This is a genomic window from Streptomyces sp. 3MP-14 (genome assembly GCF_006334905.2).
In the GTDB taxonomy this organism is placed as follows: domain Bacteria; phylum Actinomycetota; class Actinomycetes; order Streptomycetales; family Streptomycetaceae; genus Streptomyces; species Streptomyces triticirhizae.
Map to the genome: position 1 here is coordinate 61,669 of NZ_VDLZ02000016.1, position 16,274 is coordinate 77,942.

13 protein-coding genes are annotated in these 16,274 nt (G+C 72.3%); 8 read left to right on the forward strand and 5 right to left on the reverse strand.

Features of this window, described 5'->3' with window-relative positions; translation table 11 throughout:
* Positions 1-74: 74 nt before the first annotated feature.
* Both FH609_RS24320 and FH609_RS24325 read right to left on the reverse strand, forming a co-directional pair.
* Positions 75-1,826, reverse strand: a complete 1,752-nt coding sequence (locus tag FH609_RS24320) for a VanW family protein (protein WP_319789618.1) — start codon at positions 1,824-1,826, stop codon at positions 75-77.
* A gap of 142 nt (positions 1,827-1,968) precedes the next feature.
* On the reverse strand, positions 1,969-2,427 hold the full coding sequence (locus FH609_RS24325; protein ID WP_139671540.1) for an ATP-binding protein: 459 nt from the start codon (positions 2,425-2,427) through the stop codon (positions 1,969-1,971).
* 266 nt (positions 2,428-2,693) lie between these two features.
* Between FH609_RS24325 and FH609_RS24330 the strand changes: the two genes are divergently transcribed.
* The 3 genes from FH609_RS24330 (at position 2,694) to wrbA (ending at position 4,630) form a co-directional block, all read left to right on the forward strand.
* Complete coding sequence (locus tag FH609_RS24330; RefSeq protein ID WP_139671537.1) at positions 2,694-3,557, forward strand: helix-turn-helix domain-containing protein; 864 nt, start codon at positions 2,694-2,696, stop codon at positions 3,555-3,557.
* A complete protein-coding gene (locus tag FH609_RS24335; RefSeq protein WP_122181919.1) occupies positions 3,554-3,793 on the forward strand; it encodes a DUF397 domain-containing protein in 240 nt (79 codons plus the stop codon). Before FH609_RS24330 ends, FH609_RS24335 begins: the two co-directional genes overlap by 4 nt.
* Before the next feature lie 228 nt (positions 3,794-4,021).
* Complete coding sequence (gene wrbA / locus FH609_RS24340) at positions 4,022-4,630, forward strand: NAD(P)H:quinone oxidoreductase (protein WP_139671534.1); 609 nt, start codon at positions 4,022-4,024, stop codon at positions 4,628-4,630.
* Between the two features lie 120 nt (positions 4,631-4,750).
* On the opposite strand, the gene FH609_RS24345 is transcribed toward wrbA, so the two are convergent.
* Entirely contained in the window at positions 4,751-6,250 is a 1,500-nt protein-coding gene (locus FH609_RS24345) for an MDR family MFS transporter (protein ID WP_139671711.1), read from the reverse strand.
* Between the two features lie 720 nt (positions 6,251-6,970).
* Between FH609_RS24345 and FH609_RS24350 the strand changes: the two genes are divergently transcribed.
* The 3 genes from FH609_RS24350 to FH609_RS24360 all read left to right on the forward strand — a co-directional run bounded on the left by FH609_RS24350 (position 6,971) and on the right by FH609_RS24360 (position 11,071).
* Positions 6,971-9,517, forward strand: a complete 2,547-nt coding sequence (locus tag FH609_RS24350; protein WP_405379091.1) for an alpha/beta fold hydrolase — start codon at positions 6,971-6,973, stop codon at positions 9,515-9,517.
* Position 9,518: 1 nt separating this feature from the next.
* On the forward strand, positions 9,519-10,406 hold the full coding sequence (locus FH609_RS24355) for an ABC transporter permease (protein ID WP_139671528.1): 888 nt from the start codon (positions 9,519-9,521) through the stop codon (positions 10,404-10,406).
* A 113-nt stretch (positions 10,407-10,519) separates the two neighbouring features.
* Positions 10,520-11,071: a GrpB family protein gene (locus tag FH609_RS24360; protein ID WP_139671525.1), complete on the forward strand. Its 552-nt coding sequence runs from the start codon at positions 10,520-10,522 to the stop codon at positions 11,069-11,071.
* A 135-nt stretch (positions 11,072-11,206) separates the two neighbouring features.
* On the opposite strand, the gene FH609_RS24365 is transcribed toward FH609_RS24360, so the two are convergent.
* Positions 11,207-12,787, reverse strand: coding sequence for a S8 family peptidase (locus FH609_RS24365; RefSeq protein ID WP_139671522.1), 1,581 nt, complete (start codon positions 12,785-12,787; stop codon positions 11,207-11,209).
* 553 nt (positions 12,788-13,340) lie between these two features.
* Between FH609_RS24365 and FH609_RS24370 the strand changes: the two genes are divergently transcribed.
* Positions 13,341-14,351, forward strand: a complete 1,011-nt coding sequence (locus FH609_RS24370) for a hypothetical protein (RefSeq protein ID WP_139671518.1) — start codon at positions 13,341-13,343, stop codon at positions 14,349-14,351.
* A 51-nt stretch (positions 14,352-14,402) separates the two neighbouring features.
* Positions 14,403-15,131, forward strand: a complete 729-nt coding sequence (locus FH609_RS24375) for a hypothetical protein (protein ID WP_226961917.1) — start codon at positions 14,403-14,405, stop codon at positions 15,129-15,131.
* Positions 15,132-15,245: 114 nt separating this feature from the next.
* On the opposite strand, the gene FH609_RS24380 is transcribed toward FH609_RS24375, so the two are convergent.
* Positions 15,246-16,211, reverse strand: coding sequence for a sporulation protein (locus tag FH609_RS24380; RefSeq protein WP_139671515.1), 966 nt, complete (start codon positions 16,209-16,211; stop codon positions 15,246-15,248).
* Positions 16,212-16,274 lie beyond the last annotated feature (63 nt).

Here is a 16,274-nt window from a genome sequence, read left to right on the forward strand (position 1 = left end):
GGCGGAGAGCCCACGCGCCGCCCCGCCGCCCGAGCCCGGCCGGCGGGGCGCGCCCGGTCGGCCGGGCGGGCGCCTCACTCCTCGTCCGGGCAGACGATCTCGTCCCTGGGCACGTAGTGGGTCTCGAAGGTCTCCCGGTCCACCTCGGCGCCGTCCCGCACGAAGATCCGCTCCACCGCGACGTCGAAGCCCTCCAACGGCGGCTGCGGAACGCAGTCCTCGCCCTCGCCCTCCCGGCGCTCCGGCTCCTCGATGTTCTCCCGCTGCCCCGTCTCGGAGCGGACCTCGTCGAACCGCCTGGTGCCCAGGAAGGTCACCGTCACCGAGTCGTTGTCGGCCGAGGCCAGGACGTAGATCGCGTTCCCCGAGTCGTTGCGGAACCGCAGGTCGAGGCTGCCCCAGGCCACCGTGGCCTCGCGGCCCTCGGGGTAGCGCTCGATATAGAACGAGTGCGCCCCGTACTCGACGATCTCCACGCCCGCGAAGAACATCGCGTTGAAGACCGTGGTCGCCACCGCCGAGACGCCGCCGCCCTGCGCGGTCTGGTACTGGTCGTCGAGGATGATCACGCCCTCGACGAAGCCGTTCTCCTCGGTGCGTTCGCCGACCGTCCCGTTGAAGCTCCACTCCTCGTCGGGCAGCACCAGCGAGCCGTTGATCAGCTGGGCCGCGCGGCCGATGTTGGTGATGCGGTAGGGCGCGGGCTCGAACTCCACGGTGAAGCTGGAGATCTCCTCGACCAGCCCGAGGTCCCGGTAGTTCTCCTCGCTGAGGTCCGGCTCCACGGTCTCCGTGGGCAGCAGACCCATGCGCGCCCGCTCGCCGCTCCGGTCGAGCAGCGGCAGCACCGCGTCCCCCACCTCGTCGACGGCGACCCGGCTGCCCTCGGCGCCGCCCGAGGCGACCACGGAGCCGCCGTCGAGGCTCAGCGTCGCGTCGGTCGGCTCCACCGAGGCGTCCTCGAACAGCGGCACCACCCGGTCGTCCTCGACCAGCCCCTCGGCGTCCAACCGGGGCTCCAGCCGCCCCTCCTCGTCGGGCTCCATCGCGAGATGGTCGCCCAACACCTCGGGGCCCAGCGACACCCGCGCCGTGCCGTCCTCGCTCACCAGCGTGACCGGGCCCGACATCGCCGGCTCGGCGAACTCCTCGACCGCGCGCGCCACCTCGTCCTCGTCGGTAAGCGGCTCGGCCAGCGAGACGGGCAGCCGCACGGGCTGCGCCTCCTCGTTGAGATAGGCGGCGCGCAGCAGGTCGACGGAGCGCTCCACGTCCAGCGCGGTGCCGGCCGCAGGCTCGGTGATCCGCACCTGGCCGTCCTCGAAGCCCACCTCGCCCTCGGTCACGGCGGCGTCGGCGGACTCGGCGAGGTCGGTGAGCGCCGCCTCGCTGCGCTCCTCGTGCTGCACCACCACGGGGTCGAGCGCGCCGCCGCCGATGCCGAGGAGCCGGCTCAACAGCCCCGGCCGGTCGGCCCGTTCGACGGTCGCGGAGACGTCCAGCAGCAGCCCGGCCTCCTCCGGGTCCACCTCGTACACGTTCTCGTCGGCCTCGCCGATCAGCACCGGGACCGGTGCCAGTCGCTCCTCGCTCAGCTCGGCGTTGAGCCGTTCCCTGGCGGCCTCGTCGCTCAGGCCGCCGATGTCGACGCCCAACACGGTGGTGCCGGCGGCTATCCGCCCGCCCCACAGCATCCCGGCCAGCAGATAGAGGAGCACGGTGGCCAGCAGGCCGGCGCCGCCCCACAGGGCCCAGCGCTGCCAGGGGGGAGGGGCGGGAGCCGGTATCCGGGGAGGCTCGGCCGGGATCGGCGGGATGACGGCCACGGAACTCCCTTGAGGCGACGGGCGGCGAGCGTGCGACGCGGGAAGTGCGGCCGGGTGAGGGCCGGCGCCTGGGAAGGCTAGCAAAGAGCGCGCCGCCGGCGATGCCCGGGGCGCGGCGCGGGTCGGGAACGGAACGAACCGGTCAGGCGGGGCCGGGGCCGGCGCCGTTCCTCCAGCGGGGCTGCGGCACGCGGTCGCAGGCGGCGGACAGCTCGGCCCAGACCGTGCAACCCGACCAGTGGTCCGGGGAGATCACGCCCCAGCGGGCGGCGAGCGCGTCGAGCAGCAGCAGGCCCCTGCCGTTCTCCGCGTCCGCGTCGGCGACGCGCGGCACCCCGTGCGAGGGCCCGGACCCCTCGTCGGCGACCTCGATCCGCAGCACCTGGCCGCTGGACCACAGCAGACACCTGACCTGGCTACTCTGCGTGTGCAGGATGGCGTTGGTGACCAGCTCCGAGACGATGAGCTGGGCGTTGTCACAGGTGGTGCTCGGCAGGCCCCAGCCGTACAGTTGGTGCCGCACCCGTCGACGAGCCGCGGCGACCGAGGTGTCCCGGGCGGGCAACGCGAAGCTCTCGCCCGGCGGTTGGGCGGGCCGCATCGCCGGAGCTGGCAGGGGGGACGGCGGCACGCCGTGAGTAGGAGCCACGGGCGGGGTCGCCTTCCGGGGAACTGGAGCCGTCGTGAGCCGGGTCACGCGTTAACTATGCGTTCTCCTGAGGGCTCTGCGCAAGAGGAGTTCTGCAATTCGCAGAAAGCGAAGAGATCTCTGTGGATGTCGCTACCCGGTGTGGCAAACTTCTGTGCAGCGTAGGCGAGATGACATAGGCGCGGGACCAACGAGACGAAGCGGCAAGGGGAACCAAGGTGGCAGAGGCGCGGTCGGGGCCCACCGTGGGACAGATCGTCCTGGGGTTGCGGCTGAAGGAGTTGCGCGAGTCAGCCGGGTGTTCCTTCGCCGACGCCGCCGCCGCGCTGAGCGTCAACACCACGACCGTGCGGCGGATGGAGAAGGCCGAGGTCGGCCTCAAACCCCTGTACGTCAAGGCCCTGTTGGAGCGGTACGGCGTCGCCGCCGAGGAGGCTGAATCCTTTCTCCGGCTGGTGGAGGAGGCCAACCGCCCCGGCTGGTGGCACCGGTTCCGCGATGTGCTGCCGGACTGGTTCAGCCTCTATGTGAGCCTGGAGGGCGAGGCCAGCCTCATCCGGGCCTACGAACCACACTGCGTGCCGGGTCTGTTGCAGACCCCGGCCTATGCGCGCGCCCTGCTGCGCACCGGGTTTCCCGGCGCCTCCGACGAGGAGCTAGAGCGCCGGGTAGCGCTGCGGATGGAACGTCAGGAGCTGCTCACGCGGCCCCGCGCCCCGCTGCTGTGGGCCGTGGTCGAGGAGCATGTGCTGAGGCGTCGGGTCGGCACGGCCGCGGAGATGCTCCAGCAGATCGACCGGCTGATCGAGGCGACGCAGTTGCCCAACGTCACCCTCCAGATCATGCCGTTCAGCGCCGGACCCCATCCCGGCATGTTCGGGCCGTTCCAGCTCTTCCGCTTCGAGATCCCGGAGCTGCCCGACATCATCTACGCCGAAAGTCTGACCGGCGCGACCTACCTCGACGAGCGGCCCGACACCGTGGCCTATCTGGAGGTTCTGGACCGCATGGGTACGCAAGCGGCGTCAGCGCAGGACACCGAGGCTCTCCTCGGTGAGATTCGCAAGGAGCTGACCGCATGATCAAGCACATCTACAACGGGATGCCGGCCAGGGAGCTGGGCAGCGAGGGTTGGCGCAAGCCGTGGAGCGGCACCAACGGCGGCAACTGCGTGGAGGCGCTCAAGCTGGCCGACGGCCGGGTGGCGATCCGCCAGTCGACCGATCCCGACGGCCCGGCGCTGATCTACACCATGCACGAGATCGAGACCTTCATCCGCGGCGCCAAGCGCGGTGAGGCCGACTTCCTCTTCGCCTGAGCGATCCGACCCGACCTGTCCCTCCGTGCTTGACCGCAAGCCCACTCGTCCCCCCAGCCCACCCCCACCCCCACCCCCACGCCCCTGACCTACCGACCCCCAAGCCATGGCATGGGGGTCCTTCTCGTGTGTGAGGTGGATCTCAACGCAGCGGGGAAGATCCTCGGTTCGTTTACGGTTCAACCAACCGTTATCCGTTGACCAACCCCCAACCGGAGGTCCTCTTCCATGAGTTCTCCCGTCAAGCTCGCCGTCGTCTACTACTCCTCCACCGGCACCGTCGCGCGGATCGCCTCGGAGCTGGGTGAGGCGGCGACCAAGGCCGGCGCCGAGGTGCGGGTGCTGAAGGTGACCGAGCTGGCCCCGGCCGAGGCCATCGCGTCCAACGAGGCCTGGGCGGCGCACGCGGCGGCCAGCGCCGACGTGCCGGTGGCCACCCCCGAGGACATCGAGTGGGCGGATGCCGTGATCTTCGGCACCCCGACCCGGTTCGGCAACGTGGCCGCGCAGCTCAAGCAGTTCCTCGACCAGCTCGGCGGCCTGTGGGCCTCGGGCCGGCTGGCCGACAAGGTCTACAGCGGCTTCGTCGGCACCAGCACCCAGCACGGCGGTCAGGAGTCCACGCTGCTGGCGCTCTACAACTCGGTGCACCACTTCGGCGGCGTCCTCGTGGCCCCCGGCTACACCGACCCCGCCAAGTTCGCCGACGGCAACCCCTACGGCACCTCCCACGTGGACGCCCAGGGCGCCAACCCCGTCGACGACGCGACCGTCAACGCCGCCCGGGTGCAGGCCGAGCGCGTGGTGCGCTTCGCCGCCGCGATCAAGTCGGCCTGACCGCCGCCGCGCCGCCCGACCGGGCGACGCGCGCGCACGCGCGAACCCCCGCCGCCCGCCCCGAACCCGGGGCGGAGCGACGGGGGTTCGCCTCGTTCCCCTCGGCGAGGGGACGCGCGGTCAGCGGGCCGAGCCGGTGTGGGTCCGCAGCGCGACCTCGCGGATGAAGACGGTCAGCAGCAGCGAGCCCAGGGCGATCGGCGCGGCCACCAGGAAGACATCGGCGATGCCGTGCCCGTAGGCGCTGGCGATCACCGTCCGCACCGGTCCCGGCAGCGCGGCCATGTCCGGGATCTGGCCGCCGCCCCCCGCCGGCACCACGCCCAGTTCGGCGAGGCCCGAAGTGGAGTACTCCGCGACCCGGTTGGCCAGCAGCGCGCCCAGCACGGCGACGCCGATCGCGCCGCCGAAGGTCCGGAAGAACGCCACCATCGAGCTGGCCGCCCCCAGGTCCTCGGGCCCGACCACGTTCTGCGCGGCCAGCACCAGGTTCTGCATGGTCATCCCGACGCCCAGGCCGAGCAGCAGCATGGCGGCGGCGACCTGCCAGTAGGCGGTGTCGTAGCGCACGGTGCCCAGCAGCGCGCAGCCGGCCGTCAGCAGCACCCCGCCGGCCAGCAGCCAGGACTTCCAGCGGCCGGTGCGGGTGATCAGCCGGCCGGAGACGGTCGAGGAGAGCGTCATGCCGACGATCATCGGGATGGTCATCACCCCGGACATGGTCGCGCTCTCGCCGCGCGCCAGCTGGAAGTACTGCGCGAAGAAGACCGTGCCGGCGAGCATGGCCACGCCGACCAGCAGCGAGGTGGCTGAGGTGAGCGCGATGGTGCGGTCGCGGAACAGCCGCAGCGGGATGATCGGTTCGGCGGCCCTGGTCTCCACGACGACGAAGAGCACGGCCAGCAGCAGCGAGCCGCCCACCATCGCGAGCGTCTGCCAGGACAGCCAGTCGTAGGAGTCGCCGGCCAGGGTCACCCAGATCAGCAGCAGCGAGACCGAGGCGCTGACCAGCGCGGCGCCCGTCCAGTCGATGCGCACGCCGGCGCGGCGCACCCGGGGCAGCTTGAGCGTGCGGTGGAGCACCACCAGCGCGGCGATCGCGAACGGCACGCCGATGTAGAAGCACCAGCGCCAGCCGAGCCAGGAGGTGTCGGTGATCACGCCGCCGATGAGCGGCCCGCTCACGGTTGCGGCGGCGAACGTGGCGCCCAGATAGCCGCTGTACCGGCCACGCTGCCGGGGCGGGATCATGGCGGCCAGGATGATCTGCGAGAGCCCGATCAGGCCGCCGACGCCGAGGCCCTGGACCACCCGCACGCTGATCAGCATGGCCGGGTTCTGGGAGAGGCCGGCGATCATCGAGCCGATCACATAGATGGTCAACGCGGCCTGGATCAGCAGCTTCTTGTCGAAGAGGTCGGCGAGCTTGCCCCACAGCGGCATCGAGGCGGTCATCGCCAGCAGGGTGGCGGTGACGACCCAGGTGAAGGCGGACTGCCCGCCGCCGAGGTCGGCGATGATGCGCGGCAGGGCGTTGGTGACGATGGTGGAGGAGAGGATCGCGGCGAACATCCCGAGCAGGAGCCCGGAGAGCGCCCGCATGATCTCCGGGTGCGTCATGTCCGGAGCCGCCGAGGGCGCCGTTCCCTCGGGCGGGGCGCCCTCGGGCGCGGTTTCGGCCGCCGGGATCGCCGGCGTCCTGACGATCTCGGTCAGGGTCGCCGGATCGGGTATGGATTCCCTACTGTGCGTGGTCAAACGATCTCCCCATGATGTGGTTCCGCTCGTGACCCTATGACAAGGTGCTTATTACACGTAAACGAATTGGGGAAAGCTTTAGGTGTTTTGGGGTATTCCGTACGTTCCCCGGCGCCCGTCCGCGCGCCAGGGTGGGCGAACCCCTTCCGAATGCGCCCGGTAACGCCGCGCGGTTCTCGTCTATTCCCGGCCCGGGCGCCGAACGGTGTGAACTCCCGCACACCCGCACGGCGTTGACCAGTCGCTTCCCGGCGCGCGGCGCCGGGTGTCGGCGCGGCGTCCGCCGCGTGAATTCCGGGGCGAATTCCCCGGTGGGCGACAAGACGCCGGCCACGCACCGACGTTACCGACGCGTCGCCGAGGCCAGGTCGCAAAGGGACGGCCGGCGCCATTGGGTAGCGTGGGGCGATCAACGCCCGCCCGAAGGGACGCCGCTCGGTCATGAGAATTCGCTGGCCCAAGACCACCCGGCGGGCCTGGGCCGGACTGGCCGCGCTCGCGCTGGTGGTCGGCGCCGGCACGGTCGGGCTCGCCGTTGCCGACGACCAGCCGCCCGTGCACCGCACCGACCGGGTCCTGACCATGCCGGAGTCCCCCAACTCCGACGCCACCGTCGAGATCGACACCTCCTACTTCGTGACCGAGGGCGCGGCGCCCCGCCCCGCCGTGCTGCTCGGGCACGGCTTCGGCGGCAGCAAGGAGGACACCCGCGAACAGGCCGAACGGCTGGCCGCCGAGGGCTATGCCGTGCTCACCTGGTCCGCGCGGGGCTTCGGCGCCTCCACCGGCCGGATCGGCCTCAACGACCCCGACCGCGAGGTCGCCGACGTCTCCCGCCTCCTCGACTGGCTCGCCGAACGCCCCGAGGTCACCAGGGACGGCCCCGGCGACCCCCGCGTCGGCCTGGCCGGCGCCTCCTACGGCGGCGCCATCGCCCTGCTGGCCGCCGGCCACGACCCGCGCGTCGACGCCATCGCGCCCGCCATCACCTACTGGGACCTGTCGGAGGCGCTCTTCCCGAACGGGGTCTTCAAACAGCTGTGGGCCGGCATCCTGTTCACCACCGGGGCGGCCGACCCCGGCGTGGGCGCCCCGCCCGCCGCGACCGCCGACGACCCCGGATGCGGCCGGTTCACCGAGGAGTTGTGCGCCCTCTACCAGCGGGTCGCGGTCGCCGGCGAGCCGGACCCGGAGGCGCTCGACGTGCTGCGCGAGCACAGCCCGGTGGCCGTGGCCGACCGGATCGACGTGCCCACGCTGATCCTCCAGGGCCAACACGACTCGCTCTTCCCGCTGGACCAGGCCGACGCGATGGCCGAGGCGCTGCGCGCCAACGGCGCCCCGGTCAGCGTCGAGTGGCTCTGGGCCGGCCACGACGGCGGCATCTCCGAGGCCGAACGCACCGACGCCCGGATCGTCGACTGGTTCGACCGCCACCTCGGGGACGACCCGTCGGTGGACACCGGGCCGCCGTTCCGCGTCACCCGGATCACCGGCTTCGACACCACCAACGGCGACACCCTGCTCGCCGGCGCGTCGGGCGCGGCCTACCCCGGCCTCTCCGGCGAGCCGGAGACCCTCGAACTGGCCGGCGAGCCCCAGACGTTCGTCAACCCGCCGGGTGGCGCGCCGGCCGCCGTCTCCACCGTTCCCGGGCTGGGCGGCCTCACCGGGCTCGGCGGCCTGGGCGTGTCCCCGGCCATCGACTTTCCCGGCCAGTACGCCCAGTTCGACTCCCTGCCGCTGACCGAGCCGCTCCGGGTCACCGGCGCGCCGACCGTCCGCCTGCGGGTCTCCTCCGACTCCGGGGCGGCCGTCCTCTTCGGCAAGCTCTACGACGTCGCGCCCGACGGCGAGAGCCAGTCGCTGCCCGCCCAGCTGGTGGCCCCGCTGCGCGTCGACGACCTCGAAGGCGAGCGGGTCATCACCTTCCAACTCCCCGCCGTGGACTACCCGTTCGAGGCGGGGCACCGGCTGCGGCTGGTCGTCTCCAGCACCGACATCGGCTACGCCTCGCCCGCCGGCATCGCCCGCTACACGGTCGCCCTCGACGACCCGACGCTGACGCTGCCCACCGCCCCCGACATCGCCACCGCGCCGGCCGCGCTCGACTGGTGGGTGCCGGCGCTGCCGCTGACGGCGCTCGCCGTGGCGGCCGCGCTGGTGCTCACCCGAAGGCGCGGGGCGCGCGCCCCGGCGCACGACCCGGCGCTGGCCGAGGTGCCGCTGACCATCACCGGGCTGACCAAGCGCTACGCCAGAAACAGCGAACGCTACGCCGTGCGGGACCTGTCCCTGCGCGTCGAACGCGGCCAGGTCCTCGGCCTGTTGGGGCCCAACGGCGCCGGCAAGACCACCACGCTGCGGATGCTGATGGGCCTGATCACCCCCGACGCCGGCGAGATCCGGGTCTTCGGCCACCGCGTCGGGCCCGGCGCGCCGGTGCTCTCCCGGGTCGGGGCCTTCGTCGAGGGGGCCGGGTTCCTGCCCCACCTGACCGGCCGCGCCAACCTGGAGCTGTACTGGCGCGCCACCGGGCGCCCCGCGGCCGACGCGCACCTGGACGAGGCGCTGGAGATCGCCGACCTGGGCACCGCGCTGGAGCGCCCGGTGCGCACCTATTCCCAGGGGATGCGCCAGCGACTGGCCATCGCCCAGGCGATGTTGGGCCTGCCCGAGCTGCTGATCCTCGACGAGCCGACCAACGGGCTCGACCCGCCCCAGATCCGCGCGATGCGCGAGGTGATGATCCGCTATGCCGCCGAGGGGCGCACCGTGATCGTCTCCAGCCATCTGCTGGCCGAGGTCGAACAGACCTGCACGCATCTGGTGGTGATGGACGGCGGCAGACTGGTGGCCTCGGGCCCGGTCGCCGAGATCGTCGGCTCCGGCGACACGGTGCTGGTCTCCACGGCCGAACCGGCCACCGACGCCTGGCTGAAGACCATCCGCCAGGTGCCGGGCGTCGGCGCGGCCACCCGCACCGAGGCGGGCGTGCTGGTGCGGCTCGACGCCGTCGGTCCGGAACGGCTGGTGGCCGCGCTCGTCGAGGCCGGCATTCCGGTGAGCGGCCTGGTGCCGCACCGACGCCTGGAGGACGCGTTCCTGACCCTGATCGGCGGTGCCTGACATGTCCCCGAACCTCAGCACGGAGCGGGCCGAACGGGCCGGAGGCGCCCAACGCGCCGCCGCCCCCGGCTACGTTCCCCGCCGCACCCTCCCGCTGCGCGTCGAGGCCGTCCGCCAGCTGCGCCGCCGCCGGACCCTGGTGGTGGGGCTGCTGCTGGCGGCGCTGCCGGCGCTGGTGGCGGTCGCGTTCGCGGTGGGCGGCGCCCCCGACGACGCCGAGTCCCCGCTGCTGGACGCCGCCACCGCCTCAGGACCCAACTTCGCCGCCGTCTGCCTCTACCTGTCCTCCGGCTTCCTGCTGGTGGTGCCGGTCGCGCTGTTCTGCGGCGACACGGTGGCCGCCGAGGCCGGCTGGTCCTCGCTGCGCTATCTGCTGGCGGCGCCGGTGCCCCGGTGGCGGCTGCTGACCGCCAAGTTGCTGGTGGCGCTGGGCTTCTCGGCCGTCGCCATGGTGCTGCTGCCGCTGGCCGCGCTCGCCGTGGGCACCGCCGCCTACGGCTGGGGCGAGCTGCGGCTGCCGACCGGCGGCACCCTGCCGGCGGGGGAGTCCGTGCTGCGGCTCAGCATCGCGCTGGCGGCGATCTTCGTCGGCCAACTGGTCACCGCAGCCCTGGCGTTCTGGCTGTCCACGGTGACCGACGCCCCGCTGGGCGCGGTGGGCGGCGCGATCGGGCTGACCATCGTCGGCTCGATCCTGGACGCCATCACCGCGCTGGGCGACTGGCGGCAACTCATCCCCGCGCACTGGCTCTACGCCTGGCTGGACGCGCTGCAACGGGACGTGGAGTGGAACGGCATGGTGCGCGGCGGCGCGGTCTCCCTCGCCTACGCGCTGGTCCTGGTGGCCCTGGCCTACCGCCACTTCGCCCGCAAGGACATCGTCTCCTAGGGCCGGTCCCGGCCCGTCGGCCCCGGGTTCTCCCCGTGCCCCGCACCAACGCCCAGCTCAGGGCTTGATCAATAACATTGATCACAACCCAGAACAAAGCCTAGGGTACCCGGATGCCTCTTCACATCGCGGACTACGATCCTTCCTGGCCTTCCCAAGCGGCGGAAGCCATCGCCGAGTTGGCGGAGGCCGTGCCCGGTCTCTGCCTGACCGCCGAGCACGTGGGCTCCACCTCGGTACCGGGACTCGCCGCCAAGCCCATCATCGACCTGATGGTCTCGGTCGCCACCCTGGACGACGTGACCCCCGAGCGGGTGGCCGCGCTGACGCGGCTCGGCTACCGGTTCGAGGACGTCGGGATGCCCAACCGGCTGTTCTACTTCCGCGAACACACCGCCGGAGCGAGCGCCGGCGAGCGCAGCCACCACCTGCACATCGTCACGGCCGACAGCTGGGACACCCGCAACGAGCGCCTGTTCCGCGACTACCTGCGCGCCAACGCCGAGGCCGCCGCCGAGTACGAGGCCGTGAAGCGCCGCCTCGCGGCCGAGACCGACGACGGTTTTCTGTACACCAAGGCCAAGACCGAGGTCATCCAGCGCGGCGTGGACGCCGAGCGCACCCGGCGCGGCCTGCCTCTCGTCACGGTCTGGGAGGAGGTGTAGGGGCGTCGCGCCGCCCGGTCGCCGGGTGAGCACGACTCCGAACTGGTCCCGGCCGTCGGACCCGACGGGCGCGGGCCCTCCCCGTTCCTCGGAACGGGGAGGGCCCGCGCTGGGGTCACGCGAGGGTGGGTGCGATCAGAACTGGAGCGCCCAGGAGTTGAGGGTGCCCTGGTCGAGGCTGGCGTTGTCGGTCACCGTCAGGGTCCAGGTGCCGTCCGCCGCCACGCCGGCGCCCGGGATGCGGTAGGTGGCCACCAGGTCGTCCTGGCTGCCGCCGGCGCGGTCGCGCAGCACCTGGCTGGCGCCGGCCGGGTTGGTCAGCTCGATGGTGAGGTCGCCGACCCAGGTGTGGCTGATGTCGAGGTCGACCTCGAAGACGCCGGCCAGCTCGCCGACGCCGCTCACCTCGATCTCCGAGGTGACCGAGGCGTTGTCGACGATGTCCACGGCGGTGCTGTTCTCGAACCGCTCGCCGGTCGGCGGGTTGCCGGGGCCGGAGCCGTCGCCGCTGATGTTGAGCAGGAGGTTGGCGGTGTCACCGGGGATGCCGCTGAGCACGTCGCCCAGGGCCGAGCCCACCAGCGCGTCCTCGACCTCGGCCGGGGTCGCGTCCGGGTTCTCGGCCAGGTAGAGCGCGGCGGCGCCCGCCACGTGCGGGGTGGCCATCGAGGTGCCGGAGATGGTGTTCTCGGCGGTGTCACTGGTGTTCCAGGCCGAGGTGATCGCGCTGCCGGGCGCGAAGACGTCGACCACCGAACCCACGTTGGAGAACGGCGAGATGGCGTCGGTGTTGGTGCTCGACCCCACCGTGATGGCCTCCTCGACCCGCGCCGGGGAGCTGAGGGAGGCGTCCGCGCCGTAGTCGTTGCCGGCGGCGACCGCGTAGGTGATGCCGGCGTCGATCGAGTTCCGCACCGCCGTGTCCAGGGTGCTGTTGGCGCCGCCGCCGAGGCTCACGTTGACCACGGAGGGGCCAGAGGCGTTGGCGGTGATCCAGTCCACGCCGCCGACGACGGCCTCGATGGTGCCCGAGCCGTTGTTGTCGAGGACCCGGACGGAGACGAGGTCGGCGTTCTTGGCGACGCCGTACTCGGTGCCGCCTGCGGTGCCGGCGACATGGGTGCCGTGCCCGTTGCCGTCGTTGCCGTTCCCGCCGTAGGCGTCGAAGCCGAACGTCGCCCGGCCGTCGAAGTCCTGGTGGGTGTGGCGGATGCCGGTGTCCAGGACGTAGATGGTGACGCCCTCGCCGCCGTGGTCCGGGTAGGTGTAGGAGTTGTCGAGCGGCAGCGAGGCCTGGTCGATCCGGTCCAGGCCCCAGGACGGCGGGTCGGTCTGGGTGGCGGTGGTGAACACCCGCTGGTTGTGGGTGACTTCGGCGACCGCCGGGTCGGCGGCCAGGGCCAGCGCCTCCGCCTCGGTGGCCTCGACGGCGAAGCCGTCCAGCGCGTGCCGGTAGACGCTGGTCACCTCCGCCCCGTGGGACTCGGCGAGGGTCTCGGCGGTCGCGGCGACGCCGCTGGTCACCTCGTCGCTGTTGAGCGTGACGAGGTAGCTGCCGGGCACGATGTTCTCGGCACCGGCGTTGGCGATGACCCCGAGGGGGGCGTCGCTGGCCTGGGCGCTGGCCGGTAGGGCGATTCCGGCGAGGACCACGCCGATGGCGGTGGCCAGTCCGGCACCGCGCCGAATGCGCGCCGACTTACGCGTCTTGTCCATCAGGCAACTGCTCCTTGTGAGGCGCATAGGGGGACTCTGCGATGAACGGTTTCAGCGTGCCCATGTCAAATGGTGATTTCCATGAGCACGTCACAACTGTCGATCTACGCGTGCAGATGCGCAAGGTCGCGGGGGGATGCTTCACACGAACGACATCTCCGTGTAGCGGCAGGCGAGTTGACAACCCGTCGACATCGCGGCGGCTCGATCCGCCGCCTGTGGAGGGCGGTTGACCCCAGGGGGCCTCAATCATTCGATGAATAGGCGACGTTCTCCCGCTCCAGCCTCTCTTGACAGCTTCTTGCCATATAAAGATCCTATGAATGGGAGTGTGTAGGGGCATCACGCGCCCGGTGGCCCCCGATCCGGGCCGCCGTGGTGAGGCCGCGTCACCCGCCGCGCGCTGTCGTGCGGGGCGACTCTCCTTCCGTCGAGAACGGGGCCGGGTCCGGGCGCGTGGTGCCGCCGTTCCGTTCCTGTTCGGCATCACCGGGGCGTGCGGCGGCGTGCCGCGCGCCCTCCCCACGCACAGCCGAGAGGGAGAACCAACGTCATGTCATCTCATCTGTCGCTGAGCCGAAGGCAGTTCGCCGGCCTCGCCGCCGTCGGCCTGGGCGCCGCCGCGCTGCCCACCGTCCTCGGGCGGGGCCGCGCCTCGGCGGCCGAGGACCGGGGCCTCCACGTGGAGGGCCGGGGCCTGGTCGACGGCAACGGGGAGCCCGTGCTCTTCCGCACCGTGGAACACGTCATCCGCTGGGGCGACTACGACGGCGAGGTCCCCTGGGGCAACGTGCCCTGGGAGGGCGGCGCCCACGACAGCACCGGCAGTCAGCTGCCGGACATCGCCAGGACCGGCGCCAACTCGGTCCGGCTGATGGGCGGCCAGCCGCACGAGCTGGAGCCCCTGCTGCACCAGGCGGTCATCGAGCACAAGATGTGGGTCTCCATCGCCCGCGTCAACTGGCGCGACCCCACCGTCATCGCGGCGATCAACAAGTACGCCCGCTATGTCAGCCTGCACATCAAGGGCGAGACCATCACCACCGACGAGAACGTCTGGCGCGAGGAGGCCGTCCGCGACATCACCGAGGCGCGCGCCCTCGGCTTCACCTCGCCCATCGAGATCTACACGACCTCCTACGGGCAGCGGCTGAGCACCATCCTCCACCAGGGCGACGCGGTGGCCGCCGCCGATCCGCTCCGGAACACGGTCTTCGGCTACCAGCTCTACTCCGAGCTGGCCCCCGACGTGAACGGCGCCCTGGACGCCACCGTGAACTTCGGCCACCCGATCCTCGTCGGCGCCTGCCTCTTCCAGGGGGGCATCGACCAGGGCTGGGGCAACACGCCCAACACCTACAAGGAGGTCTGGGACGGCACCGCCGCGCGCGACCTGAGCAGCACCTACTGGGCCTGGAGCGGCGACGGCGAGGGCAACAACATGACCCACGACGGCAGCCTCGACAACCGGACGCCGGTCGGCGACTACCTCGTCCACGAAAGCCCGTACGCGCTCTCCTCGTTCGCGCCCAAGACGGAGTACCTGCTCAACTCCTGGGTGTGACCAGGGACTCCTGACCGGGGGATTCGAACGGCCGGGCGATAGGGTCCGGGAGTGGGCAACATCCTGTGGTTGATCGATCCGGACGCCGGGCGCGTCTCCAAGGCCGACCGGAAGCGCCGGCCCCCGCCGGACGGAGGCCGGTTGACCACGGAGATTCGGCTCGCCACCGAGAAGGGGTACCGACAGCGCTTCGAGGCCCCCGCGTTCGCCTACCCCGAGCGCCAGCCGCCGCCCGGCGGCTCGGCCGCCGACTACCTCGCGGCGCGCCGTCGCGGCGTGCGCGCCTTCACGCTCTGGGCCGACCCGGACCGCCGGACCCGGCTGGCCGACGTCGTGACCAGGGTGGCGAACGGCCCCAAGCGGTACGCCCGGTTCGAGGTGCTCGGGCCCGACGGCGCCTCGCTGGCGCTGATCGACCGGGAGCCGGCGTCGTTCGCCAGGCCCCGCCGGACCTGTTGGACGGTGCGGCTCGCGGACGGCACGGTCGCCGTCGGCAGGAAGGGTCGGCCCTTCTGGTGGTGGGTGTGGTGGCTGGTCTCGCCGTTCCAGGCGCTGATGCTGCTGCTGGCGCTCCTCGGCGGCGACGTCGCCAGGCCCCCGCGCCGCACCCGGTGGCGGGTCGGTCGCGGGGTGGTGCTCGACTGGGCCTCGGGGCAGCGGGTCTTCGAGCTGGAGGAGGTGGCCGGCGCCTGGGACCACCGGGTGACGGCGGCCCTGGTCGCCCTGCTGTCCAGCCACGAGGGCTGGCTCGGCGACAACTGGGAGGACGGGAAGGGCTGAGCGGCCCCGTCCGCCTCGCGCCCCCAACGGCCGCCGGCGGGCCGCCCGTTGGCCGAGCGGTCCCGCGCGGCACGCGCCGCGCGGGACTTCGAACGAACGGGCCGGGGCGTCGGTTCAGTCGTCGCCCTCGAACGCGTCGCCGATCTCGTCGATGATCTCCGCCGCGACCATGCCGCCGACCACCCCGGCCGCGATCCCGGCGACCGCGCCGCCGATGCCGATGCCGCCGCCCCCGTGGTCGTCGTGGTCCTTGTGTCCGTGCCCGTGTTCGTGCTCGTGGTGGCCCCCGCCGCCGAAGAAGCCGCCGGAGCGCCGCTCGGCGAGCTGCCGCAGCCAGGAGTCCACCAGCGCGGGGAAGTCGGTACGCCCGACGTCCTCGTGGCTGACGGTGAAGAGGTTGAGCGCGTCGCCGCCGCCCCCGAAGAACCCGCCGCGCCGGTCGGCCTCCAACACCACCGTCAGCCCCGACGGGTTGGCCAGGAAGCTGATCTCGACCTCGCGCATCGCGTGCGCGTGGTTCGGCCCTGGGGTCAGCTCGACCTCCTGGTAGAAGGGGAGGGTCTGACCCGTGCCCCGGATCTGCCCCAGCTCCAGGTCGGCGGAGCGGAAGCCGAAGCCCAGCTGCCCGAACGCGTCGAGCACCGCCTCCTGCACCGGCAGCGGACGGATCATCAGCGGGTCCAGATCACCCTGGTCCACCGCGCCCGCCACGGCCAACTCCGTGCGCACCCCCAGCGGCACGCTCAACGGCTGGCCGAAGACCTCGGTGATCGGCGTCTCCCACGGCAGTTGGAAGGAGAACGGGATCGACAGCTCCTGCTCCTCCGCCAGCCGGAAGCCGCCGCCCACCACCACCCGGTGGAACTTCACCGTGCCGTGCCGCTCCTCGTCCCCCTGCTCCGCCTCGACCTGGGCGGCGAGGTCGAGGGTGACCTCCGTGATCTCCACGTCCATCGAGCCGCCCCGCACCAGCACATCGCCGGAGACCGTGTCGCCTGGCAGCACCGTCTCCCGGTGCAGCACCGTGTCCACGGACGGGCCACCCACGCCCAGCTTTCCGAGCAACCGCTTGAACACCATGCCGGCGTTCTCCTCCTGTGTCGTCGCGACGTCCCGGTCGGCCGGGCGGCCGCGTGCCCTGTG